General features: G+C 37.5%; 25 protein-coding genes. 11 read left to right on the top strand and 14 right to left on the bottom strand.

What is annotated here, in order from left to right; genetic code table 11:
* Positions 1–10: 10 nt before the first annotated feature.
* Together AC6CH7_RS21880 and AC6CH7_RS21875 are read left to right on the top strand one after the other, a co-directional pair.
* Positions 11–2,083 (top strand): TonB-dependent receptor, encoded by a 2,073-nt coding sequence (locus AC6CH7_RS21880; RefSeq protein WP_498264720.1) that lies wholly within the window; start codon positions 11–13, stop codon positions 2,081–2,083.
* Between the two features lie 76 nt (positions 2,084–2,159).
* Positions 2,160–2,684, top strand: coding sequence for a DUF6141 family protein (locus AC6CH7_RS21875; protein WP_448104777.1), 525 nt, complete (start codon positions 2,160–2,162; stop codon positions 2,682–2,684).
* Positions 2,685–2,691: 7 nt separating this feature from the next.
* Here AC6CH7_RS21875 and AC6CH7_RS21870 read toward each other — a convergent pair whose 3' ends face one another.
* The 3 genes from AC6CH7_RS21870 to AC6CH7_RS21860 form a co-directional block, all read right to left on the bottom strand.
* Positions 2,692–3,252 carry an HPP family protein gene (locus tag AC6CH7_RS21870; protein ID WP_498264719.1) on the bottom strand — a complete coding sequence of 187 codons (561 nt, stop codon included), beginning with the start codon at positions 3,250–3,252 and terminating at the stop codon, positions 2,692–2,694.
* Positions 3,253–3,376: 124 nt separating this feature from the next.
* Positions 3,377–4,027 carry an NAD(P)-dependent oxidoreductase gene (locus AC6CH7_RS21865; protein ID WP_498264718.1) on the bottom strand — a complete coding sequence of 217 codons (651 nt, stop codon included), beginning with the start codon at positions 4,025–4,027 and terminating at the stop codon, positions 3,377–3,379.
* A 61-nt stretch (positions 4,028–4,088) separates the two neighbouring features.
* Positions 4,089–4,499 carry an RrF2 family transcriptional regulator gene (locus tag AC6CH7_RS21860; RefSeq protein WP_498264717.1) on the bottom strand — a complete coding sequence of 137 codons (411 nt, stop codon included), beginning with the start codon at positions 4,497–4,499 and terminating at the stop codon, positions 4,089–4,091.
* Positions 4,500–4,780: 281 nt separating this feature from the next.
* Here AC6CH7_RS21860 and AC6CH7_RS21855 point away from each other — a divergent pair, with 281 nt between their 5' ends.
* Positions 4,781–5,629 (top strand): bifunctional helix-turn-helix domain-containing protein/methylated-DNA--[protein]-cysteine S-methyltransferase, encoded by an 849-nt coding sequence (locus tag AC6CH7_RS21855; protein WP_498264716.1) that lies wholly within the window; start codon positions 4,781–4,783, stop codon positions 5,627–5,629.
* Between the two features lie 16 nt (positions 5,630–5,645).
* Here AC6CH7_RS21855 and AC6CH7_RS21850 read toward each other — a convergent pair whose 3' ends face one another.
* Both AC6CH7_RS21850 and AC6CH7_RS21845 read right to left on the bottom strand, forming a co-directional pair.
* A complete protein-coding gene (locus tag AC6CH7_RS21850; protein ID WP_498264715.1) occupies positions 5,646–6,548 on the bottom strand; it encodes a DNA-3-methyladenine glycosylase family protein in 903 nt (300 codons plus the stop codon).
* 79 nt (positions 6,549–6,627) lie between these two features.
* Entirely contained in the window at positions 6,628–8,286 is a 1,659-nt protein-coding gene (locus AC6CH7_RS21845) for a glycoside hydrolase family 28 protein (protein ID WP_498264714.1), read from the bottom strand.
* 189 nt (positions 8,287–8,475) lie between these two features.
* Here AC6CH7_RS21845 and AC6CH7_RS21840 point away from each other — a divergent pair, with 189 nt between their 5' ends.
* On the top strand, positions 8,476–8,967 hold the full coding sequence (locus AC6CH7_RS21840) for a putative periplasmic lipoprotein (protein WP_498264713.1): 492 nt from the start codon (positions 8,476–8,478) through the stop codon (positions 8,965–8,967).
* Position 8,968: 1 nt separating this feature from the next.
* Here the strand turns inward: AC6CH7_RS21840 and AC6CH7_RS21835 are convergent, their stop codons facing one another.
* Together AC6CH7_RS21835 and panB are read right to left on the bottom strand one after the other, a co-directional pair.
* Positions 8,969–9,655, bottom strand: coding sequence for an RluA family pseudouridine synthase (locus tag AC6CH7_RS21835; protein ID WP_498264712.1), 687 nt, complete (start codon positions 9,653–9,655; stop codon positions 8,969–8,971).
* On the bottom strand, positions 9,655–10,470 hold the full coding sequence (panB, locus tag AC6CH7_RS21830; RefSeq protein WP_172661457.1) for a 3-methyl-2-oxobutanoate hydroxymethyltransferase: 816 nt from the start codon (positions 10,468–10,470) through the stop codon (positions 9,655–9,657). Before panB ends, AC6CH7_RS21835 begins: the two co-directional genes overlap by 1 nt.
* A 321-nt stretch (positions 10,471–10,791) precedes the next feature.
* On the opposite strand from panB, the gene carA reads away from it, so the two are divergent.
* The 5 genes from carA (at position 10,792) to eno (ending at position 16,178) form a co-directional block, all read left to right on the top strand.
* Positions 10,792–11,904: a glutamine-hydrolyzing carbamoyl-phosphate synthase small subunit gene (gene carA / locus AC6CH7_RS21825; protein ID WP_498264711.1), complete on the top strand. Its 1,113-nt coding sequence runs from the start codon at positions 10,792–10,794 to the stop codon at positions 11,902–11,904.
* Between the two features lie 94 nt (positions 11,905–11,998).
* Entirely contained in the window at positions 11,999–12,769 is a 771-nt protein-coding gene (locus tag AC6CH7_RS21820; RefSeq protein ID WP_498264710.1) for an ABC transporter ATP-binding protein, read from the top strand.
* A gap of 8 nt (positions 12,770–12,777) precedes the next feature.
* Positions 12,778–13,869, top strand: a complete 1,092-nt coding sequence (locus AC6CH7_RS21815; protein WP_498264709.1) for an ABC transporter permease — start codon at positions 12,778–12,780, stop codon at positions 13,867–13,869.
* Positions 13,870–14,015: 146 nt separating this feature from the next.
* Entirely contained in the window at positions 14,016–14,708 is a 693-nt protein-coding gene (aqpZ, locus tag AC6CH7_RS21810) for an aquaporin Z (RefSeq protein ID WP_498264708.1), read from the top strand.
* A gap of 174 nt (positions 14,709–14,882) precedes the next feature.
* The gene (eno, locus tag AC6CH7_RS21805; protein ID WP_048907372.1) at positions 14,883–16,178 is read left to right on the top strand and encodes a phosphopyruvate hydratase; all 1,296 of its coding nucleotides are present in this window, start codon (positions 14,883–14,885) and stop codon (positions 16,176–16,178) included.
* Between the two features lie 85 nt (positions 16,179–16,263).
* Here the strand turns inward: eno and AC6CH7_RS21800 are convergent, their stop codons facing one another.
* A complete protein-coding gene (locus AC6CH7_RS21800; protein WP_498264707.1) occupies positions 16,264–17,253 on the bottom strand; it encodes a nucleoside hydrolase in 990 nt (329 codons plus the stop codon).
* Positions 17,254–17,423: 170 nt separating this feature from the next.
* On the opposite strand from AC6CH7_RS21800, the gene AC6CH7_RS21795 reads away from it, so the two are divergent.
* Complete coding sequence (locus tag AC6CH7_RS21795; protein WP_498264706.1) at positions 17,424–17,723, top strand: FtsB family cell division protein; 300 nt, start codon at positions 17,424–17,426, stop codon at positions 17,721–17,723.
* On the opposite strand, the gene AC6CH7_RS21790 is transcribed toward AC6CH7_RS21795, so the two are convergent.
* Positions 17,720–18,331 (bottom strand): trimeric intracellular cation channel family protein, encoded by a 612-nt coding sequence (locus AC6CH7_RS21790; RefSeq protein ID WP_498264705.1) that lies wholly within the window; start codon positions 18,329–18,331, stop codon positions 17,720–17,722. The genes AC6CH7_RS21795 and AC6CH7_RS21790 overlap by 4 nt on opposite strands.
* A 10-nt stretch (positions 18,332–18,341) precedes the next feature.
* Positions 18,342–20,426, bottom strand: a complete 2,085-nt coding sequence (locus AC6CH7_RS21785; RefSeq protein WP_498264704.1) for a hypothetical protein — start codon at positions 20,424–20,426, stop codon at positions 18,342–18,344.
* Positions 20,427–20,509: 83 nt separating this feature from the next.
* Here AC6CH7_RS21785 and AC6CH7_RS21780 point away from each other — a divergent pair, with 83 nt between their 5' ends.
* On the top strand, positions 20,510–21,208 hold the full coding sequence (locus AC6CH7_RS21780) for a L,D-transpeptidase family protein (RefSeq protein ID WP_498264703.1): 699 nt from the start codon (positions 20,510–20,512) through the stop codon (positions 21,206–21,208).
* An 86-nt stretch (positions 21,209–21,294) separates the two neighbouring features.
* Here AC6CH7_RS21780 and fabG read toward each other — a convergent pair whose 3' ends face one another.
* From fabG to AC6CH7_RS21760, 4 genes are all read right to left on the bottom strand, one after another.
* On the bottom strand, positions 21,295–22,038 hold the full coding sequence (fabG, locus tag AC6CH7_RS21775) for a 3-oxoacyl-[acyl-carrier-protein] reductase (RefSeq protein WP_498264702.1): 744 nt from the start codon (positions 22,036–22,038) through the stop codon (positions 21,295–21,297).
* 53 nt (positions 22,039–22,091) lie between these two features.
* A complete protein-coding gene (locus tag AC6CH7_RS21770; protein ID WP_498264701.1) occupies positions 22,092–23,156 on the bottom strand; it encodes an agmatine deiminase family protein in 1,065 nt (354 codons plus the stop codon).
* A 10-nt stretch (positions 23,157–23,166) separates the two neighbouring features.
* A complete protein-coding gene (locus AC6CH7_RS21765) occupies positions 23,167–24,036 on the bottom strand; it encodes a carbon-nitrogen hydrolase (protein WP_498264700.1) in 870 nt (289 codons plus the stop codon).
* 75 nt (positions 24,037–24,111) lie between these two features.
* Positions 24,112–24,315 carry a cysteine-rich CWC family protein gene (locus AC6CH7_RS21760; protein ID WP_084498425.1) on the bottom strand — a complete coding sequence of 68 codons (204 nt, stop codon included), beginning with the start codon at positions 24,313–24,315 and terminating at the stop codon, positions 24,112–24,114.
* Positions 24,316–24,484: the final 169 nt, after the last annotated feature.

Below are 24,484 nucleotides of genomic sequence, written 5' to 3'. Positions count from 1 at the left end.
TTGTTAAAGAATGAAAACATTTTTAACAGGACTATTTGCCCTCATAGGAGTTACAAACTTTGCTCAGGCACAACAGGATTCTACCAGAAGATTAAATGAGGTTACCATAAGACCTTATTTTTCCAACCAATCTTTAATCAGATCTACAGGCACAATTGGCCTGATTGATAGTGGAACCCTTACCAAACAATCTGGCAACTCATTTGTCTCAGCTGTAAATACAATTCCGGGGGTTAGAATGGAAGAACGTTCTCCTGGAAGCTACCGGTTATCTATAAGAGGCAGCTTACTAAGATCGCCTTTTGGAATAAGGAATATTAAAATTTACCTGGACGACTTCCCTTTAACTGATGCAGGGGGTAATAGTTATCTAAATGCTCTTGATGTTGCAGGTGCATCACAACTTCAAATTTTAAAAGGCCCACAGAGCAGTATATATGGGGCTAACTCTGGCGGTGTCATCTTGATACAACCTCAAGGTACTAACGCGGCAACCGATAGCACCTCTGTTGCATTAAAACTGGAGGGGGGATCATTTGGAGCTTTTCATCAAAATGCATTATTACAACATCAATCGGGAAAGTATAAATTAAACATCACACAAGCTTATCAACGAAGCAATGGCTATCGCGATCACAGCAATATGGACCGCAAGTATTTTCAGGCGCTGCAAAAGTGGGATTACAACAAAAACGCGAATTTAAAAGCGCTATTATTCTATTCCGACCTACACTATAATACTCCTGGTGGATTAACTGAGGCTCAATACCAACAAAATCCAAAATTATCTCGTCCGGCTGCAGGACAGATCAAAAGTGCAATAGATCAAAAAGCGGGTATCTATAGCAAAACCTTATATGGTGGCATCTCCAACAATTGGATAATAAACAGTAATTTCAAACATGTTGTCTCCGTATTCTCATCTTATACAGATTTCAAGAACCCCTTTATAACCAACTATGAAAAACGGAAAGAATTTACTCTGGGGCTCCGCAGTTATCTGGAATACACAAGAAACACATCTGATGTAGAATGGAAGTTTAACCTGGGGCTGGAAAGTATGAAAACCGGTACCGATTTTGATAACTATGATAACAATTACGGTCAGCCAACTGCAGTTCAAGCTTCTGATAAACTAAACGCAAATTCTAACTTCGCATTTGCCCATTTAAGTGTCGATCTTCTTCAAAAACTGCTCGTTGAATTATCTGCAAGTGCCAATCTCTATGGATATAACTACAAGAGCATTGCTCCAGTTGCCATTCCTAAAAAAACGAACAGGTTTGATATCCAGTTCATGCCAAGGTTAGCTTTGTCTTATAAAATCGATGATCAATTGTCGTTAAGAAGCTCCGTGAGCAAAGGATATTCTCCCCCGAGTCTTGCTGAAGTAAGGGCATCAAACAATGTAATTAATGTTGATTTACAACCTGAATATGGTTGGAATTATGAGACTGGAGTAAGATATGAAGGTGTGAATAAAAGGTTATTTGTTGATGTAACCGGATTTTATTACAATCTTAAAAATGCAATTGTTAGACGCACTGTTTTAGTTAATGAAAAAGAAGCAGAGTATTTTATAAATGCAGGAGGTACAAAACAATGGGGTCTCGAAAGTTCTTTTGCTCTCTGGATCATTCCTCTCAATAATATGCATTTTGTTAAAGGTCTGCAGTTAAGAAATTCATATACACTTAGTCATTTTAAATTTGATCAGTATCTTGACAAGACCAATAATTTCTCTGGAAACGACCTTACCGGAGTTCCTAAAACAACAATTGTTAGTAGCGCCGATATACAATTACCTAAGAGCTTTTCTGTATTTTTACAGCATAACTATACCTCTAGTATCCCACTTAATGATGCAAATACAGTTTACGCAAGGAAGTATCACCTGGTGCAAGCTAAAATTGGGAAAAAAAACTTATACATAGGAAATGTTCCTTTTGAAATCTACATAGGTGCAGATAACATATTAAATGAAAACTACAGCTTAGGCAATGACCTGAATGCACTCGGTGGTCGGTATTTTAATGCCGCAGCAACAAGGAACTTTTATGGCGGGTTGTTAATATGTTTATAACTAGTTAATAACTATTTTTTCCTCATCTTTCATTTTAAATTAAATGTTTGTAATTTGTTGTTAGACAATATGAAACATGAATCCTAACAACGAAACTCTATTTTCAGAAAAACAGCGATTTGGGCAAAAATGGATTTGGGCAATCCTTATTGGAGCTAACTCAATATTCTTTTACGGCGTTTTTTATCAGGTTTTTCAAAGAAAATCATTTGATGACAACTCGATGAGTAACATGCAGTTGCTAATTGCCTCGGGCTTAATGCTATTGTTTACACTTGCGGTTTTAACATTAAAACTAGAAACCTATATTAAGAAGGATGGCATTTATGTCCGTTTCTTCCCTTTCCATTTAACGTTAAAAAAATATTCCTGGGATAATATTCAAAGATTTTCTGTAAGGCAATATGATCCTATTACCGAATACGGTGGCTGGGGATTTAGATTTGGCTTCCTAACCAAAGGAATGGCATTTAACGTTTCTGGAAACAAAGGAATACAACTTGTTCTAAAAAATGGATCAAGACTGTTAATTGGGACTAATAAACCAGATGAAGCATCAGAAACACTAAAGAAACTGGAACAGAGATCTGTATTTAATTAGTTTACGCCTATTTTTTAAATATGCTATGAGTAGGATATCTTCTATGTCTTAAATTATTAAATATCAACGCTACCAAAAATAGGATCATTATTCCTGATAGTACCGGGGATAACACATACATATAACCCAGGGCCTTAATCTTTTCGCTGCCAATTATAGCGATTAATGCTGTTGCGCCGCCTGGAGGATGTAAGGTTTTCGTGATTTGCATTATAACTATTGATATTGAAACAGCTAAAGCACAAGCCAACCATGTCTCGCCTGGAAAAAATTTGGCAACTGTTACTCCAACTATTGCCGAAATCAAATGACCACCTATTAAATTTCTTGGTTGTGCCAGCGGACTATTAATGATGCCATAGATAAGGACAGAAGAAGCACCAAAAGAACCTATCAGATACAAATTATCATTAGCCACCAGATATTTGCTATTTAACAATCCTATTAAGCCTATACCAATAAATGATCCAATAAAAGTTAAGATGTGTTCTTTAGCATCAATTAAGGTTTCACGATATAGTACATACCTTGCCCTACGATAGTGCTTCCTAATTCTCTTTCTCGGCATTGCTCTTTAAAATATGGCGCAAAAGTAAGATTATATCTAGCCATTTACTAGTAATCATCTAAAAATCACCGCATCTTATAAACTAAACGATGAATAAAAGGAGATCCACCTTTTAGTTTTTCAATTAGTACCCCGCTGTAAAACGTTGATGAGGATGTTTGTTGGTTTCAAGTTCATCAACAATTACCATTGCCAAATCCTGAACCGACAGGGTGCTTCTCCCTTCTTCATTAAACACCGGATTATTTGCACCTAAACGATAGGTACCTGTACGACCAGTAGTAATGCCAGGGTGCATCTCAATAGCCGGACTAAAGAAACTCCACTCCAACTCTTCTTCTTGCTTAAGTGTGGTTAAATAATCTCTGGCAGCTGTAGCACCCGCTTTATATTCAGCTGGAAAATCTGGTCCGTCAACCAACTGTTTACCATCAATTTCCAAGCTACCGGCACCACCAACAACAATTAAACGATCAACTCCAGATGCTTTAACTGCTTTTTGAATGGCCTCAGAACCGGCTATAAAATCATCATACAAGTTAGGGTTTGCCCACCCACTGTTGTAGGCGCTGATTACTGCATCGGCTCCTTTTAATGTTTCTATTAAAGCCAACGTATCATTAACATCAACACCTTTAACAACCAATTTATTATTTTCAATTTTAATCTTTTCTGGGCTGCGTACAATAGCAGTAACCTCATGCTCACGATTAAGTAATTCTTCCAAAATAGCAGTTCCTACAAAACCACTTGCGCCAATTAATGCTGTTTTCATATCCTTATTTATTTTTAAATGTTATTGTAACAATTTTAATTACAGTTATGTATAAAAAAAATCAATCAAAATGATTGCTGAAATCTGCAAGTGTTTGAGAGGAAAGTTCTTTTACTAATGCGCGCTCTGTCGAATTATACAAGTTATTCAAATGTGTATTCATTTGTTTACCTACAGCACATTGCGGATTAGGTGTATTCTTTGAAATACCTAGCAAATTATTCTGCTTTACGGCCTTATAAATATCCGCCAGATTAATTTCTTTTGCTGATTTATTTAAATAACTCCCTCCATTTTTTCCCTCTTTACTATCCACAAATCCATGATTCCGTAAATTACTTAATTCCTTTCTTACCAACACTGGATTTATATTTATACTTCCTGCCATAAATTCTGATGACAACAATTCACCCTTAGCTCTTTCAAGCAAAGTAAGTATATGTAAAGAAATAGCAAATTTTGAGTTACTCATTCTGTAATTAAATTTATTACAGTACAAAGATAACCTAATAAAAGTAAATTCCAAATACCTCGCTCTGTATTAGAACGCTGATTCTTCGTTGATCCTTCGCCATTACTTCGTAAAACGGGTGTTTTTACCGAACAAACTCCGTGCTAATGCCGAATTATCCAATACTTAACACCAAATGTGCTATCACTGATTATAACATCCGTCATAATTTAATGATGAGCAAGTTTCGGGTTTTATTGTCGGGTTCTTCGGTGTAATTTTGTTATATTAAATTAAAGATCATGGAAACATTAAGTCAAATTGATTATAACAGAATTGCAGAGGCGATAGCGTATTTAAAACTAAATTTTAAACAACAGCCGTCGTTAGACGACATTGCTGAACATGTTAACCTGAGTCCATTTCATTTTCAACGCATGTTTAAAGAATGGGCTGGTGTTACCCCTAAGAAATTCCTCCAGTACCTTTCTATTGAATATGCAAAAAGCATACTTAAAGATAAAGAAACGACCTTATTTGATGCAGCTTATGAGACAGGATTATCCGGCACCAGTCGCCTGCACGACCTTTTCATAAATATAGAAGGAATGACTCCTGGTGAATTTAAGAATGGAGGCGAGCAGCTTACAATAAATTATAGCTATGCAGAAAGCCCTTTTGGACCTCTAATAGTTGCATCAACAAAAAAAGGGATTTGTTATATGGCTTTTGCTGATGACCAAATCGAAGCATTAACGATGTTAAAAAACACATTCCCAAATGCCAGGTATTGTCAACTATTAGATATGATACAGCAGAATGCACTTTATATCTTTACTCAAGACTGGAGCAGATTAAATGAGATTAAACTTCATTTAAAGGGCACAGCTTTTCAAATAAAAGTATGGGAAACTCTGTTAAAGGTTCCGATAGGAGGATTAACTACCTATGCTTCCATCTCATCAGCAATTAACAATCCGAAAGCGAATAGAGCAGTTGGTTCAGCTATAGGGAATAATCCGGTTGCATTTTTGATTCCATGCCACAGAGTCATCAAATCGACGGGAGAATTTGGACAGTATCATTGGGGCAGTTCTCGCAAAACAGCAATTATAGGATGGGAAGCTGCAAAAACAAATTCACATGAATAAATGCTTTAAGAATTCCCTACAACCTCTTTGCAAGGCTTCTCCAAAGATAAAATACCAGATAACTCTCCCATCCTGAATAATCGTTAAAGAATCTTTGAATTTCTGCGTGCTGCTTTTTATCTGTAATGATATTATGGTTTAACAATGAATTTAGAAGACCCGCATCCCCATAAGGAATACATGAATGTTCTTTTAAAGATTTCATAAGTGCGTAGTTGGCAGTCCAGACACCTATACCCTTTATACCATTCAATGCTTTTTGTCTTGCGTTAAGATCCGGCAAAGCAAGTAATTTATCTTTACTTATTTCTCCGCTAGCGAATGCTTTAGCAATTATAAGCAGATATTCAGCCTTACTTCTGGAAAACTGCATCTCTTTTAAATCTTCAGCATAAGCCCCTGCTAATATCTTGGGGCTCGGAAAAACATAATAATTGACGCCATTAAAAGAGATACAAGTTCCATACTTTTCTACAAGCCGTCTTTTTAATTTGTATGCAAAAGTAAGATTGATCTGTTGCCCTATTATTGCCCAACAAATAGCTTCAAATAAATTAGGAATACCTATTAATCTCAACCCACTATACGCTGTTATCATATAAGCTAACCTTTCATCATTTTTCATTAATTGATAAAAGGATTCCATATCTTTCTCAAGGTCAAACCAATCAGATACAAACTGTTTAAGTTTATATACATAATTTTCTTCCAGATCTCCTACAAGTACTTCGATCTGCAATTTACCTTCATAAAAGGCCACACTAACCAATAATTGCCGACCTTCAATTTCAATAACCTTTATAACCTGATCTGCATCTACCTTATGCATGCAATCATCAAAGTTCCTATCCAAAAACCATAAACACTCTTGAAAGTCAAAGTTCGTAGGAGCTTCAATAGATATGACAGGTTTATTCATATCTCAAAAGTATTCATTTGTTTATACATTAAAATCTGATTCTTGCTTATTAGTAGTATCAACTTACTCCCCTAATCTTTTACAACCTAACTTTAACCGACTTCTCATTTGCTCCACTAAAGTAAACTACCTGCTGTTTTGCTTTTCTTAATTCACCTCCGTCTATGTTTACAAACTCGTTACCTGTCCCTTCTAAACTAAGCAGTACTTTACATGGGGTTAAAACACGGACACCTGTAAGCAATATATCTTTAGAATTTGTGATCCTAAGCAATGAGGGAGCGTCTAAACTGCCTTGTAAACTTAGGCCATTTATAGAAGCATCATGAACATTATCAAAAACTATGGCAGGCCGGTGGTCATTCTTCTCAAACTCAAATCGCACATTATGCAAGCTTAAGCCTTTTACATTTCTGGCATATAAACCATAGGCTGGCGGACCACCTGGTGTTTTATCCCATACGCCAAAATATTCAGCTGCTATGTTTGGTATGTCTCGTTTTTCTCCCTGTTCAGCGGTTCCCCCGCCTGCATACTTTATATGAACATCGGTAAAACTGATATCTTCAATATAATATTCGCCCATTGCATTCAAGGTAATGCAGGAGTTTTTTTCGCCCTCCCATGTATGCAAATCAAAGTGAATGTCAGGATGAGGAACTGGCAATGCCACAACATTAGCCCTTATGTTATTAAATGAAATATTTCGGAGATAGGGCTTTCCGGCAAGTTGACTATTTCCCGTACTTTTACTATTTGTCCCACTGAAACCAATACCAATGGGACCAGTTACATTTTCCATAACTATATTTGAGAAGCTAAAGTTCTGTATACCTGCAACACCGGCACTGATCTTTATTGCACAACCATAAGTATCATAAATAAGGCAGTTAGTAATAGCAATATTTTGTGATTCACCACCCCCAAAACGAAATATTGACCATCGTGTACTGAAACTACAATTAGTTACCGTAATGAATTTATTACTACCAAATAAGGCACAGGCATCGTCCTGGCACTGAACATCACTGTTAATCAAATGAACATATTGACAGCTATTAAAATGAAAGCCATCATTATTCTTATTTACGCGATTGTAAATCCGTACACCATCAATATACACATGTTTACATTGCAATAATCGCACACAATGATATGCACTGGCAGCCATAAAAACATCATCCATCCGCAAGTTAGTGCACTGGTAAAATATTACCAGATGAGGCCGATCAAAATTGCCGTTTACGCCGTTTTGTCCAGGCCCGGTATTGTCACCCTTTCCTGTATAAAATGCAAGGCCATTTCCATCTATAGTCCCCTTGCCTTCTATACTAAGCTTTTCAGCATTAACGGCATATAAGAATACAATATTCCCATTTCCTTCGGGAATTCCTTTTCCTGCAGTATAATCCTCTCTTTTAGGACTTCCCAAAAGTTTTGCCTCTGCGGAAAGGTGCAAAGTTACATTAGATTTAAGCTCCAGAGTTCCCGACAGAAATACGCCGGCAGGGATCATCACCACCCCCCCTTTATTATCGCTACAAGTACTTATAGCATTCTGAATAGCATTTGTATCGAGTGCCTTGCCATCTCCTTTAGCCCCAAAATCTCTGATATTGTAAACGTCTGTTCTGTTTTCTGCCTGGGGTATCTTTGCACTAATTAACGAAGCTCCGGCTACCGTAAGTGCGGGCACAGAAACTCTTCCTAGCCATTGACGGCGGGATAATTGATCCATACTGTAGTTTGATTTATAAATGATTTTACTATCATAAATATACCGATCACGTTAAAACAATAACTCTCCCGAATAACCCTAATGATCAGCCGCATTGGCTTTTTCCGTAAAAAATTGCTCCGTTTTTCTGACATTTACCTTCCTTTTGGCAAGGCTATTGTAGTATCGATACTACCAACGAATATGACGATGAAAAAATCACTTCTACTTTTAACAGGCATTGCAATACTTGCAGCCGCTTGCAATAGCAGCAATACTGATGATAAAAGTGTCGACAGTACTTCGGTAACATCAATTGACACCTCTCTAACTCCATCCGTACCTGTTCAGGAAAAAATATCTGAGTGTTATATCTACACTAAAAACAGAGATACTGCCAAACTTAAAATAAATACAGAAAATGATGAATTGACCGGTGACTTGAGTTATAATCTATTCGAAAAAGATAGTAACAAGGGAACCATTTCAGGAGAGATTAAAGGCGATACGATTCTAGCAGAATACACTTTCGATTCGGAAGGGATGCGCTCAACTAGAGAAGTTGTATTCTTAAAAAGAGATAGAAAGCTATATGAAGGCTTTGGCGAAGTAGAAGAAAAAAAAGGCAAAACTGTATTTAAAGACAGAGCAAAGTTAAAATTTGGAGACGCAATAGTATTTTCTTTAACAGATTGTAAATAGCTTAAAAATTCTCAAAGCGTTCCCAAAAACCATCAACAGGTAGCTTAGCAAAGATGTTTACAGGCTCTTTTTTTACCGGATGAATAAATTGCAATCTACGCGCATGCAAGCAGATACTTCCTTTTCTACTTCCTCTGGGGTAACCATATTTGTTATCGCCAACAATAGGACATCCTAAAGTAGATAGCTGTACTCTTATTTGATGAGAACGCCCGGTAAGCGGATCAACTTCAATCAGGTAATAACCACCAAGCTCTCCTATTAACTTATAACTTAATTCTGAGCGCTGACTTCCGGGAACTTCCACGTTATGCGGGGTAACTACGTTCTTTTGAGGGTTTTTCACCAACCAATGAACAAGTGTTCCCGAAGCTTTAGCAGGCTTATTTCTAACAATGGCCCAATACGTTTTTTTTACTTCACGATTTTTGAATACTGCATTCATCCGCTCCAGTGCTTTACTGGTTTTAGCAAAAAGTATCACGCCGCTAACGGGTCTGTCTAAACGATGTACAACACCTAAAAAAGCACTATTGGGCTTATTATATTTTTTAGCAAGATATTTTTTAACCTGTTCATCAAGAGGCTCGTCTCCGGTTTCATCAATCTGCACAATGTCACCCGCGCGTTTCAGTACCGCTATAAGATGATTGTCCTCGTAAAGTACATCTTTATCAGTTACCGGCATTAATACTGCTCTTTTTCGTTCGGAAAATCTTTTGCCTTCACATCTTTAATGTACGATTGTGCAGCGCCCAATATACCATCATACAGATTTACATATTGACGCAAGAAGCGAGGTTTAAAACCTTTTGTTAAACCAATCATATCATTCACAACCAAGACCTGACCATCGCAATCCGGGCCAGCACCAATACCTATAGTAGGAATTTGTAAACTTTCAGAAACTACTTTGGCTAATTTTGCCGGTATCTTCTCAAGAACAATAGCAAAACAACCAGCCTCCTGAAGCGCAATCGCATCAGTTTTTAACTTCTCTGCTTCATCTTCATCTTTTGCCCTTACCGTGTAAGTTCCGAACTTATAAATAGACTGGGGCGTTAATCCCAGATGCCCCATAACAGGAATTCCAGCCGTAATGATACGCGATATTGACTCTGCTACCTCTGTCCCGCCTTCAAGCTTTACGCCATGTGCCCCAGATTCTTTCATGATCCTGATAGCAGAATTAAGCGCCTCTTTAGAATTGCCTTGATAACTACCAAAAGGCAGATCAACTACAACGAAGGCTCGTTTTGCCCCTCGAACTACACCTTGAGCATGATAAATCATCTGATCAAGTGTGATAGGTAAAGTGGTTTCATGTCCAGCCATTACATTAGATGCCGAATCACCAACTAATAATACATCCAAACCGGCATCATCTAGAATTGTGGCCATCGAATAATCGTAAGCGGTTAACATGGCTATTTTCTCTCCACTAGCCTTCATTTCCTGAAGGATATGAGTGGTTATGCGTTTAACCTCTTTGTTTACAGACATAGTTCTATAGTTTTGTAGCGACAAAATTAGTTTTTACATTCGAAATAAATACAGTTTTATCGTTTTTGTGACATTTTGTTAATGCCTTGATAAGTTTACACATAAGACTACATAATAATAGAGAGATTTACAATCATTGAATATTATACAAAACAATCTAAAAAAAACTCTTGATTTAAATCCTCAAAAACGTATCTTTGTATCCCGAAATGAAGGGGTCACTTAACAGCAGATTTGTTAACTACAAAAACGGCATCAAAGCCGCGCTAGAACCATCATTTTTTCCTTTTTTTATCCCAATAATTTCTCTTAATAATTACCATGACTAATTACACCAAGTTACCTGCAATCTTGTTACTGGCTGACGGCACAGTTTACCACGGTAAAGCCGCTGGAAAAATAGGTACAACAACAGGCGAGATCTGTTTTAATACAGGTATGACAGGATATCAGGAAATTTTTACGGATCCTTCTTATTTCGCTCAGATTATGGTAACCACCAATGCACATATTGGAAATTATGGTATCCACAAAGATGAAACTGAATCAGAAAGCATAAAAATTGCTGGTTTGGTTTGCAAAAATTACAACATCGGTTTTAGCCGTAAAGAAGCTTCTGAATCTATACAGGATTATTTTCAGAACGAAAATATTGTAGGGATCTCTGATATTGATACACGTGCTTTGGTTCGTCACATCAGAAATAAAGGAGCAATGAATGCGATCATTTCTTCAGAAATCGCTGACCTTGAAGAATTAAAAAGCAAATTAGCTGAAGTTCCATCTATGGATGGCTTAGAATTATCTTCTAAAGTTTCCACCAAGACACCTTATTTCTACGGTTCACCTGATGCTACCTATAAAATAGCAGCTCTAGATTTGGGTATCAAGAAAAACATTTTACGCAACTTCGACGACAGAGATATTTATGTTCAGGTTTTCCCAGCTAAGACCACTTTCGAGGAAATGGATAAATGGGGCGCGGATGGTTATTTCATTTCTAATGGCCCCGGCGACCCTTCAGCAATGCCATATGCTATTGAAACCGTTACAAAAATATTGGCTGCTGATAAACCTCTTTTTGGAATATGCTTAGGTCATCAATTGCTTGCCGAGGCAAATGGAATAGGCACCATGAAAATGTTTAATGGCCACAGGGGCTTAAATCACCCAGTTAAAAATATCATTAAAAATCATTGCGAAGTAACATCTCAAAACCACGGTTTCGGAGTTATCCCTGAAGATGTAAGAAAATCAGAGAAAGTAGAGATTACCCATATCAATTTAAATGATCAATCTATTGAGGGTATCCGAGTGAAAGGCAAAAAAGCATTCTCCGTACAATACCACCCTGAGTCTTCTCCAGGCCCACATGATTCTCGTTACCTTTTCGACGACTTTATAAATATGATCAAGAGCGAATTAGTCTGGTAATATTCACCGGCTCAAAATTATCATTTTACCGACATTTTAGAAGGTTTAGCAGAATAGCGTTTTCTATTCCTCTAAACCTTCTTACATTTATAACATGGATAAAACAAATGCCATTATCAGTGTAACAGAACTGGTAAAAAAGTATGACGATTTCACTGCCGTGCAAGGTATCAGCTTTGAAGTTTATGAAAATGAGATATTTGGCCTTTTAGGCCCAAATGGGGCAGGAAAAACCACCACACTCGAAATTATCGAGACCCTTCGCGAAAAAACTTCAGGAGAGATTATTGTTGATGGTTATTCTGTAGACAAAGATGCCAACAAAATTAAAAGGATTATAGGTGTACAATTACAGGCAGCCGGTTATTACCCAAACCTAAATCTGGTTGAGTTAATGGAGCTGTTTTCTGGCCTGTATGGTGTAGACATCAAGCCGATGGAGATGCTTGAAAAGGTAAATCTTCAGGACAAAGCAAAGGCTAAATATAAAGCGCTGTCAGGTGGACAAAAACAGCGTTTTTCTATAGCCACAACGCTTATTAACTCTCCTAAAATCATTTTCCTTGATGAACCTACTACTGGATTAGATCCTCAGGCACGCCGCAATTTATGGGATCTAATTATTGATATAAGAAATAACGGAACAACAGTAGTGATCACCACACACTACATGGACGAAGCAGAACAACTTTGTGATCGTGTTGCTTTTGTTGAACGTGGCGAGATCATCGCTTTAGATACGCCTGATAATCTGATAGACAACCTGATCAATAGTGGTTTTGAACGCACTAAAGAAGTTAAAAAGGCCAACCTGGAGGATGTTTTCATAAACCTGACAGGCAAAGAATGGCGCGAGGATAATTAATAAAGAACATGAGCAAACCTTATAATAATACTAAAGCTACGCTGGCCCTTGCAAAAGCAAGTTTCCGTTCTATTATGCGCAGCCCTTCAGCAGTCGTTTTTACACTTGCTTTTCCACTAATCTTCATTCTTGTTTTCGGCTTTTTAGGCCGCGGAGGTGTTAAGGTCGACTTAGCCATTGCTCCAGGATCGGATTTACAAAATCCTATTATTAATGCACTGGAACAAATCAGTGTTGTTCATATCATAAAGGATAAAGATCCTGGAGAATTAAAAACAGGACTTGAGAAAGGAAATATAGACGCTGTTATTAACGTTCAAAAAAATACGGAGGATGCACCTGCTTACCTTGCCAATGTTCAATACACATCTGCTTCTATAGACAAGGGAACTATACTTAAATCGGTGTTGAACAACCTGATGTATACTTTAAATTCAAAAGATATAAAACCTACTATTGCGCAATTAAACGAAAGTACAGTTCAGGGTAGAATTTACCGCACCATTGATTTTATCCTGCCTGGGCAACTGGGCTTTTCTTTATTAAGCACAGGTGTATTTGGAACAGCATTTGTATTTTTCAGTTTAAGACAAACCTTGGTTATTAAACGCTTCTTTGCAACACCAGTTAGCAGAGCTAGTATTGTATTTGGCGAAGGTATTGCAAGAATAGGTTTTGCGCTTTGCGGTGCCGTATTCATTATACTTATTGGACATTTTTTTTTCCATTTCACCTTAATCCATGGTATCATCACAGTGTTGAATATGCTAATACTTGCAATCATAGGCCTCATTGTTTTTATGGGCTTTGGTTTTGTAGTTTCTGGAATAGCAAAAAGTGAAAGTACTATCCCCCCCATTTCAAATATTATAACATTGCCTCAATTTTTACTGTCAGGCACTTTCTTTTCTATAGATGCATTTCCGTCATGGCTTCAGCCAATAAGTCGTGCGTTACCTTTAACCTACCTTAACGATGCCATGAGAAAGGTAGCCTTTGAGGGGGCTGGCTTATGGGATGTAAAGCATCAGATTCTTATTATGATAATTTGGGGCATCGGCGTATACGCTGTTGCTGTTAAGGTGTTTAAATGGGAGTAGCTCACAGATAATCTGCATTTTTTTTCTAGGAAAATTGAATAATTGTTTTTAAATTTCATTATAAAAACAAATATTCTTCAATTAATTTAACAACCAGGTAGTGGTAAAACCAAACCTTCATTACCACTAAACTAAATTAAACTTCTATGAAAAAACTAGCAGCAGAATTTATCGGTACATTTTGGCTCGTGCTTGGCGGTTGCGGTAGCGCCGTTTTAGCCTGTAATTATCCAGGTGCAGGCATTGGCTTTGCGGGGGTAGCACTCGCTTTCGGACTAACAGTAGTAACTATTGCTTATGCTCTTGGCCATATCTCCGGGGCACATCTAAACCCGGCAGTTTCAGTCGGTTTATGGATCGGCGGGCGCTTTGATGGAAAGGATTTGGTGCCCTACATTATTTCACAGGTTCTTGGAGGCATTGTGGCTGCGGGTGTGTTATATGTTATCGCTACTGGAAATGGCAACCCTATTGGTGGATTTGCTTCCAATGGTTATGGAGATTTATCACCCGGAAAATATAGTATGACAGCAGCGTTGGTTACCGAAGTTGTAATGACCTTCATTTTTTTAATCATTATATTGGGTGCAACAGATGATAGAGCTCCCAAAGGATTTGCCGGATTAGCGATTGGCCTTGGGCTTACACTAATACACCTGATCAGCATACCTGTAACCAATACTTCAGTTAATCCTGCAAGAAGCACAAGCCAGGCGCTTTTTGTTGGCGGAGAAGCACTAAGTCAGCTTTGGTTATTTTGGGTTGCACCTATAGTTGGAGCCATTTTAGCCGGAATAGTTTATAAAGCTATCTTTGCGGCTAAAGGCGAAACCACATAAACTTAACTGACTAAAAAACAACACAATAACAGCAAAACAATTAAATATTCACCAATGAAAAAGTCGTAATTAAATTAATTACGACTTTTTTGCGTTTAATTTTTAACTTTGGATATCGCCTTAGTAATTGTAAATTTTACACTAAGGGTTATTTACAAATAAAAACCAATAAAAATGAGTTTAATAATTGATGTTCATGCGCGGCAAATACTTGACTCCCGCGGCAATCCTACGATCGAAGTAGATGTAATTACAGAAAATGGTATCCTTGGTCGTGCGGCTGTACCATCAGGAGCTTCTACTGGTATGCACGAAGCTGTGGAGTTAAGAGATGGTGATAAAAAAGTTTACTTAGGTAAAGGTGTTTTAAAAGCCGTTGCCAATGTGAATGATAAAATTGCTGATGAATTAAAAGGTATTGATGTATTTGAACAAAATGCTATCGATAGCTTAATGATCAAGCTTGATGGAACAGAGAACAAAGGAAATCTTGGTGCTAATGCTATTTTAGGTGTTTCTTTAGCCGTTGCTAAAGCTGCAGCTCAAGAAAGCCGCCAGCCTTTATACCGCTATATCGGAGGTGTTAATGCTAACATTCTGCCCATCCCGATGATGAACATCGTAAACGGTGGTTCTCACTCCGATGCTCCTATCGCTTTTCAGGAATTTATGATCATGCCTGTTGGTGCATCTTCATTCTCTGAAGCGTTAAGATGGGGAACAGAAGTATTTCACAACTTAAAAGCTATTTTGCATGACAGAGGTCTTTCAACAGCTGTAGGTGACGAAGGTGGATTTGCTCCAACTTTTGATGGTACAGAAGATGCCGTTGAAACCATTATCAAGGCTATCGAAAAAGCAGGATACAAAGCTGGTGAGCAAATCTTCTTAGCATTTGACTGTGCTGCCTCTGAGTTCTACAAAGACGGCAAGTACGACTATACCAAATTTGAAGGTGACAAAGGAGCTATCCGCACAAGCGCCGAGCAAGCTGACTATCTTGCATCTTTAACTGAAAAATATCCAATTATCTCTATTGAAGATGGAATGGATGAAAATGATTGGGATGGCTGGAAAATGTTAACTGATAAAATTGGCGATAAAGTTCAGCTTGTAGGTGATGATTTGTTTGTTACAAACGTAACTCGCTTGCAATCTGGAATCGACAAAAAAACTGCTAACTCTATCTTAGTTAAAGTAAACCAAATTGGTTCATTAACTGAAACCATCAATGCCGTTTCTTTAGCTCAAACTAATGGCTATACCTCAGTAATGAGTCATAGAAGTGGTGAAACTGAAGATACTACCATTGCAGATCTTGCAGTTGCATTAAACTGTGGTCAGATTAAAACAGGTTCAGCTTCTCGTTCAGACAGGATTGCAAAATACAATCAATTGTTACGTATTGAAGAAGAATTAGGTGCTGCAGCGCGTTTTATTGGTAAAGACTTCAAGTTCTTAAAGAAGTAAAAATAAAAATCTTAAATATACTTTAGGATAAAATTTCAATAACAAACAACCCCATTATCAGAAGTATTGGGGTTGTTTGTTATTATCAATTACCAGGCTCATACAACATTAAATCTTCAATTACTGTAGAAATCTTTTCATAAGGATATTTATGAGCTAGAAAATAATGTCCGGCATTAATATCCGCATCCCATCGATTAGATCCATCTTTATTTACAATAAATTTCCCTGGACCATTTACATAAAAATATTTTTCGGGGTTTCTGACTGCACATAAAACTGCTGTTTGATCCCAAGATGGTCTATTGGTTTGTGGATTTTTATCATAGGTTGCCAAGTTATATTGATATGCCCATGCTGCAGGATTTTTACTAATATTTCGCATTGCCACTTTTCCTCCTGTAAGTAATTTATCTCCAATTTCAAACCCACTCAGCAATATCGGCTTCGGCCATCTACTAAAAGCCTCATAAGCCGCTGCCTTATGTTCATTTACATTAAATTCAATTCCATTTGGTATAATTCCAGCCATTGCTACCCAATTTTTTACTTTCCTTTTAACAAGATCCATTCCCGATAGGTTGGAAAATTTATCAGGCTTTGAATTGAGCAGGTCTGCTATATTAGAGGTAAAGCCAACTGTAACTATCGTTACGTTATTGTCTTCCTGCCTGGCCAATACTTTTCGATAAACTTCTAAAGCATTGGGATATTCAGTGGGCTTTCCCTTAAGAAAATGTAAAACCAACGAATCATTCCAGTTATTATGGGCTATGAAGCCCGGGGCTTTTGCAGATGCCATACCTATCGGAATATTGGGTTTCCCAAAATATTGATTAAAAATTTCTATAGTCGGTGCAACAGACGCATGGCTATCACTGGATACTGTAGCAAGTATCTCACATTCGCCTCTAGCGGCCAATGCGTGCAAAACTGTTATTGCGCCTACATCATCAAAATCTGGCCCCATATCTGTGTCGAAGATGATCATAGGTTTTCTATCCGCTTTCCCGTGTTCAACGGTCAAGCCACAAAAAATGCAAAACACCAATAATGAGCAGAGAATTACTTTCATATCTATATTAATTAACCCCACACAATATCTGATCTTTTATCTAATACCTTACTATTGAAACACATAAATTACGACCAGCTAAATCCAGTATGTTAATAAGTGGAGAATACGCATTTGAATAAAAGGCAAAGGTTTTAAATCTTCGGGTGTTATTTTATATATTTGTCCCTATGAATCGTTTTTTAGAACTTTTACGTAACAAATACTTCCTGAGCATAGCCGCATTCGTAGTATGGATGTTATTTTTCGATAAAAACGATGTAATAGCGCAATACGAATACAGATCACAAGTAAGCAAGCTTCAGGAAGAAAAAGACTTTTATGTAAAGGAAATTGCTAAGGTCAAGAAAGATCTTAACGAATTAAATACAGATTTGAATACAGCAGAGAAATTTGCCCGCGAAAAGTATTTTATGAAAAAAGATAATGAAGATATTTTTGTGATCATCAAGGAAGCCCCAAAAGACTAATAGCCAAACTTAGGCAACGTTACTTTATACCTTACCACCACTATTCTCACAGTAAAAATAAACGCAATCACGGCAACCTTTGCCAGATCTTCTTTCAGGTTAAAATATAAAAGCGTAAAATATAATATTCCCCCCATAATGCAAGCGGTGGCATAAACCTCTTTTCTGAATATTACAGGGATGGTATTTAATAGCGTATCTCTTATTATACCTCCAAAGCATCCTGTAATGGTACCAAGGGCGATACAAATACCCGGACTTAAACCAAAAATAATTCCTTTCTGGATACCCAACATGGTAAAAAGACCAAGTCCTAAAGAATCAAACAAAAAAAGAGTTACTTTAAACTTCTTGATATGTGTTTTAAAAAAAATCGTAGCAATTGAAGTCAACAAGATCAACAAACAATAATTTACATCCCTCATCCATGCAACAGGGGTATCGCCTAGCAATAAATCGCGGACAGTTCCTCCACCAATAGATGTTACAAAAGCAATGATCAGTACCCCGAAAGGATCTAATCTTCTTTGCATGGCTGCAAAAGAGCCAGATATCGCAAAAGAGATAGTTCCCAAAATCTCAATGGCATCTATGGTATTTATTTGCATACTTTTGCGCTTAAATTTCTCCGTTTCTTTTTCTTAAAAACCACTCCAGGGTAAGCAACATAACTATCATTGCAAACACCCACTTAAAGTTAATCAATTCCTCATATTTACGGTCTTCATAACTCAGGGTTTTTACCTGTTCATTAGCTTCAATATCTTTTAATATCTGGGATAAATTCTGCGGCATATACATCTTGCCACCTGTTTGAATAGCCATGGTATTAAGCAACAGATGGTTTGCGATTGTTTGCTGATATTCCGCAACAAGTGTATTTACAAAGAGAACACCTTGCGCAGTGTGTTTTTCACCCCCAAGATTAGTTGTAGCTGTATAAGTATAATTTCCCGCAGGCAACATCCCTGCATCAAGCTGATAGGCTGTTTCTGTTCTGGAGAACAGAAAATTATAGACCTTCCCCTCTTCATTCTTTATTTGAATACTCACATCCGGCGTATTTACCGAAACATAGCTATCATTATAAAGAACTGCATTAATCGGCACATTTTCATTTTCATCAAAAGTGTTCTTGGCAGTGTAAACTTTAAACTTACGCTTATCGTCTTTTGTAGAAACATATTGGACAGCATTTGAAATTAAAGTATTAAAAGCATTTGACTTCTGATCATTTTGGGCCTCTGCCAGCCTCCAGCGCCATATGCCCTCTCCTATTAAATAACCTGTTTTTTTCCCCTCACCGTTCATAAAAAACAATTGTGGCGATTCGGTCTTGATCTTGCCTATTCGCTGCTTCAAAGCCACTAATGCCGTTCCGTTTATTCTCATCTCGCCAAAAGGCGCTTGAAGAGGATCAAATCCTTCAATTTGTTTATCGAATGTCGCACTCATTTCAAAGGCAGTAAAGCCAGTATTAACAGTGGCAAAAGCCTCTTGCAAAGTATTATTGCTTCCATTAAAATTTACAGCACTTTGCATCTTATTAAACGCATACAAATTACTTTGAGCGCCCAAAATGTACCACAACGGCACATTACTTAGCTGAACCTTATTAATAAATGCCCCACCGTCATTTTGAAGAGCCGGAAATTGGTACAGAATAATTAAACTATAGTCCTTCGGATTAATCACATTCAGATCCTCTCCCAAAGCAATTTTCAAATCATAATGTTTGTTTATGGAAATGGCCTGTTTTAGTGCAGCAATGTCCGGATGCGGGCCAGCAGAGGCAATCAATATTTTTTGCCTTGCATCAATTACCTCTATAAAAATACTTTGCGCGTTGTTACGATCCGATATCTCATTTTTTAACGGGCTAAGTTGAATGGTATATTTTTGAAGTCCTAACCTCGAAGCCTTTAACTTAATAGGAATATTTTTTACAAATGCATTTGAATTAATTTGAACCTGCTCATCGTAAATCTTTTTACCGCCCTCCATAACTAAAACCCTCGACATTTCACCTTTACTTTCAAAGGCTTGTGCCTGAACCTCAAGGGTAAATTCATTATCAAGATAAACCAAACTGTTGTGATTTACATTCGAAATCATTAAATCCTTTTTCGGAATCGTATCCCCTAATGCGATTGTATAAACCGGAGCTTTAAGTTTGTTTAAATCATAAAGTGGACTCCCTCCGCGATTAAAAATACCGTCTGAGGCCAAAATAACTGACCCCACATTCCGATTTAATAATTCATCATTTAACTGATTGATGAACTTCGAAGCGTTACTTACCTGCCCTTGATTTTTGAAATCATAGTCAGATTTCACGCTATCGCTGAAATTATAAACTTTAACTTCATACTTTTCCGACAGCTTATCGGCTAAGGTCTGCATATCCTTCTCATACTGCTGCTTATTAAAACCATTAGGCTCAATAGCTCCAATCGATAGTGAATTATCCTGTCCAATAACAATAACTGGTTTTTCGAGGTTATAGGAAACACTTCTTACCAAAGGAAAGAATAGCAATGCAGCTATTACCGTTACTGCAACTGTGCGTATAACGAACAATCCATAACGCAGCCGTTTGTCTAAATGGTCCGTTTTACGGTACAATAACCAGGCAAAAAGAATACCTGCAAGCAAGCACCCCAGTAAAGCCAATAAAATGTATAAGCTAAAAGAATCGTTCATACGTATTTGGGTAAAGATGCTAAATTTTAAAATGCTCGCACAATTTTATATAAGTTTGTTCATAGTAAAACTAACGCCCTATAATGAAAAGCTATTTTTACATTATTCTTCTAATGATTATGTCTACATCTGTACTGGCCCAGTCTGATTTCAAAACACAGCAATTAACATTTGAGCGCGTGAAACAAGCCTATGAAGAGAAGTGGAATAGCCTGCAAAAAGAACTTAAGAAAGATCAGATAACCGGAAAGTTCAGTTTATATATAGCTGGCTACAAAGCCGAAGGAAAGTTAGAGATTTGGTTAAAAGGGGATACTCAAAAGCAATTCAAGCTATTCAAAGTATATCCGTTTTGTCAGCACTCAGGCGTTCTGGGCCCTAAATTAAAGGAGGGAGATCTGCAAACCCCCGAGGGGTTCTATTACATTACCGCATTTAATCCTCTAAGCAATTTCCATTTGTCTTTAGGAATAAATTACCCCAACAGCATTGATTTGTTAAGAAGTGCGGATGAAAAACCGGGCAGCGACATTTACATTCATGGAAAATGTGAAACTGTTGGATGTATTCCTATTACAGACGACAAGATAAAAGAGGTTTACGTATTAGCTGTTGAAGCACAAAATGGAGGACAAAATCAAATCCCGGTTCACATCTATCCGTTCAAAATAACTAATGCTAGTCTCAGTAAATATCTAGCACAATTCCCACAACACAAAGCTTTCTGGACAAACCTTCAGCAAGGGTATAATTATTTTGAAAAATACAGGCGAGTACCATAGGTGATAGAGCTTACTAATGCCTATCACAGGGCACAAAAAAAGGGGTGTCAGAATCAATCCCGACACCCCTTTAGATCTATTTAAGCTTACAACATTCCGCCACAAACTGACAATACCTGCCCGGTAACATAAGAACTCATATCAGACGCAAGAAATACGCATGCATTCGCTACATCTTCAGTCTCACCAGCTCTTTTCAAAGGTATACCATCTTCCCAACCTTGTACCACTTTTGGATCTAACACATCTGTCATTTCTGTGCGGATAAAGCCAGGAGCAATAACATTGGTACGTATATTGCGTGACCCTAGTTCCTTGGCCAGCGATTTAGAGAATCCAATTATCCCTGCTTTAGATGCGGCATAGTTAGCTTGCCCAGCATTTCCCTGCACACCAACTACAGAGCTCATGTTAATGATAGATCCCTTGCGCGCTTTCATCATCACCTTAGAAGCTGCTTTAGACACATTAAATACAGATTTCAAGTTTACATTAATTACTTCATCCCAGTTCTCTTCACTCATACGCATCAATAAACCATCTTTCGTTATACCTGCATTATTTACTACGATGTCTAATGCACCAAAATCAGCTACAATATCATTGATCAGTTTCTCTGCTTCATCAAACTTAGAAGCATCAGAACGATATCCTTTTATCTTTGTACCGAAATTTTGCAACTCCTGCTCTAAAGCCTCACCCTTTTCTACTGATGATAAATAAGTAAAAGCCACATTAGCTCCATGCTCTGCAAACTTTTCCGCTATTTTGCGACCAATCCCTTTAGATGCACCTGTAACAAGTGCTGTTTTTCCTTCTAATAACTTCATCTGTATTTCTTGTTTGGTTATATTCAATTAATTATATCAATTATAAAAAACGATTAGATTGCCGGTTCTTGTTGACTAAGGCAATGAAAACTTCCTAATCCCCAAATAATATCTGTAGAGTCAATTCCTACAACTTTTCTATCGGGGAAAACTCCTTGTATAATTTCCAACGCTTTTTCATCATTCACATCTCTAAACGTGGGCACAATTACCGCAGCATTTGCAATATAAAAATTTGCATATGATGCAGGCAACCTGGTATCCTCGTGTATTACCGGCGAAGGCATTGGCAATTTTACAATATTCAAAGGTTTCCCGTTTAATAATAGTAAAGTCTTTAAAGTCTCCAGGTTCTCCTGTAACAGCAGATAATTTTCATCCAGAGGATTACTCTCTACAACTGTTAAAACGGTGTCCTCGTTAACAAAACGGGTAATGTCGTCAATATGGCCATCTGTATCATCTCCAACTATTCCATCTCCTAACCACAACACCTGTTCAGCACCATAAAATTCTTTTAGGTACTCTTCAATCTGCTCCTTACTTAAATGAGGGTTTCTGTTTTCATTTAACAAACATGCCGTTGTTGTAAGTACTGTTCCTACCCCATTAAATTCAACAGATCCACCCTCCATCACAATATCAGGATGATAAACAGGTAAATTAAAATGTTCAGCTATTTTGGTTGGAATTACGTCATCAAGCTCATACGGAGGATATTTACCTCCCCACGCATTATATCCCCAATCCACAATTGCTTTTTTCCCGGTTGCCCTGTTTAATAAAAAAGCCGGCCCATGATCTCTGCACCAGGCATCATTGCTTGGATTAAAATAAAACTCTACCTGAGTTAAATCAGCGCCCACCTTTTCCAATTCAGAAATAGCAAAAGTTTTAGTCTCCTCATTGTTGATATTAATCCTAACTTTTTCACCTGTTGCCACAATTTTAATAAACTGGCAATAAGGCTCATATATAGTTTCAATCTTACCTGGCCATGATTCTTCCTTATGGGGCCAACTTAACCATGTTGCATCATGTTTTTCCCATTCAGCAGGAAAGCTAAAGCCTAGTTTTTTCGGACTGCTGTTAAATATTACTTCGTTAAAAGATGACATTCTCTATTTCTTAATCTTCGTCAATATACCTTTTTGTGATTTGCGAGTAGCTGTCAATACGTCTATCACGTAAAAAAGGCCAGTGCGTTCTATAGCTATCAGATTTAGATAAATCCAATTCCACAACTTTCAATTCCTCGTTGCTGTGAGATGCCTGATATAAAACTGTTCCGAAAGGATTAGATACAAATGATCCACCCCAGAAAGCAACTCCAGCCTCTTCACCAACACGGTTTATACTAACCACTGGAACACCGTTAGCTATAGAATGTGATCTCTGTATGGTTTGCCACGCATTATATTGCTCTACATTGGTTTGCTCATCTTGCGTAGTTGCCCAACCTATAGCGGTAGGATAAACCAGGAAGTCCGCTCCCATCAAAGAAGTAAGTCGCGCGGCTTCAGGATACCATTGATCCCAACAAATCAACACTCCTATTTTTGCGTATTTAGTCTTAAAAACTTTATAGCCCAGATCACCAGGGGTGAAATAGAATTTTTCGTAAAAGCCTGGATCATCAGGGATATGCATTTTACGGTATTTACCAAGGTAAGCACCATCAGCATCCAATACAGCAGTTGTATTATGATATAAACCTTCTGCTCTTTTTTCAAATAACGAGGCTATAATTACTACATTTAATTCAGCAGCAACTTTCGATAGAACATCCGTTGAAGGACCAGGAATAGACTCTGCCAATTTAAAATTATCGTAGTTCTCTTCATCACAAAAATAAAGAGATGTAAACAATTCCTGCAAACATACTACCTGAGCACCCTGTGCAGCAATTTCTCTTATCTTAACGATTGCTTTATCTAAATTTTCTTGTTTATTACTGGTACAGCTCATCTGCACCAATCCAACTTGTACTTTTGCCATTCTTTGTTAACAAATAATTTGACGCAAAGTTAGCCAAAAAAAATAAAAGATAGGAGGCTCAAAACCGGCTAATACTTACGAAGCAACGGCATCCCTGTACTCCTGCTGGAGCTCAAAAAGGCATTTAGCGCATAAACAACCATCGTGTAATTCGCTAATGTACTGTACCTCATTTAAGTCTAGCTGTACAACACTACACTGGCATTTAGTGTACGAGTTAGCTTTACACTCTATTGGTGTACCACAACGTTCGCAGGGTATGATTTCGTGTTTAGCCATCAACCACAAAGATACAAGATCAGAAACTAATGACACTTGGTTGCCTGCTAAAAATGACAAATAGGATATTAAACATAAACCTCGTTGCAAATTATGTTCAGAGTTAACTACTCGCCCACGCTAGGCGATGAGTGGGTTTCCGCAGTCTTTTTATGAAAAAAGAATTTTG

The sequence above is a fragment of the Pedobacter sp. GQ55 genome (assembly GCF_059758925.1).
Note: the sequence above shows the minus strand (reverse complement) of the source record. Positions and strands in the feature narration are given on the sequence as shown.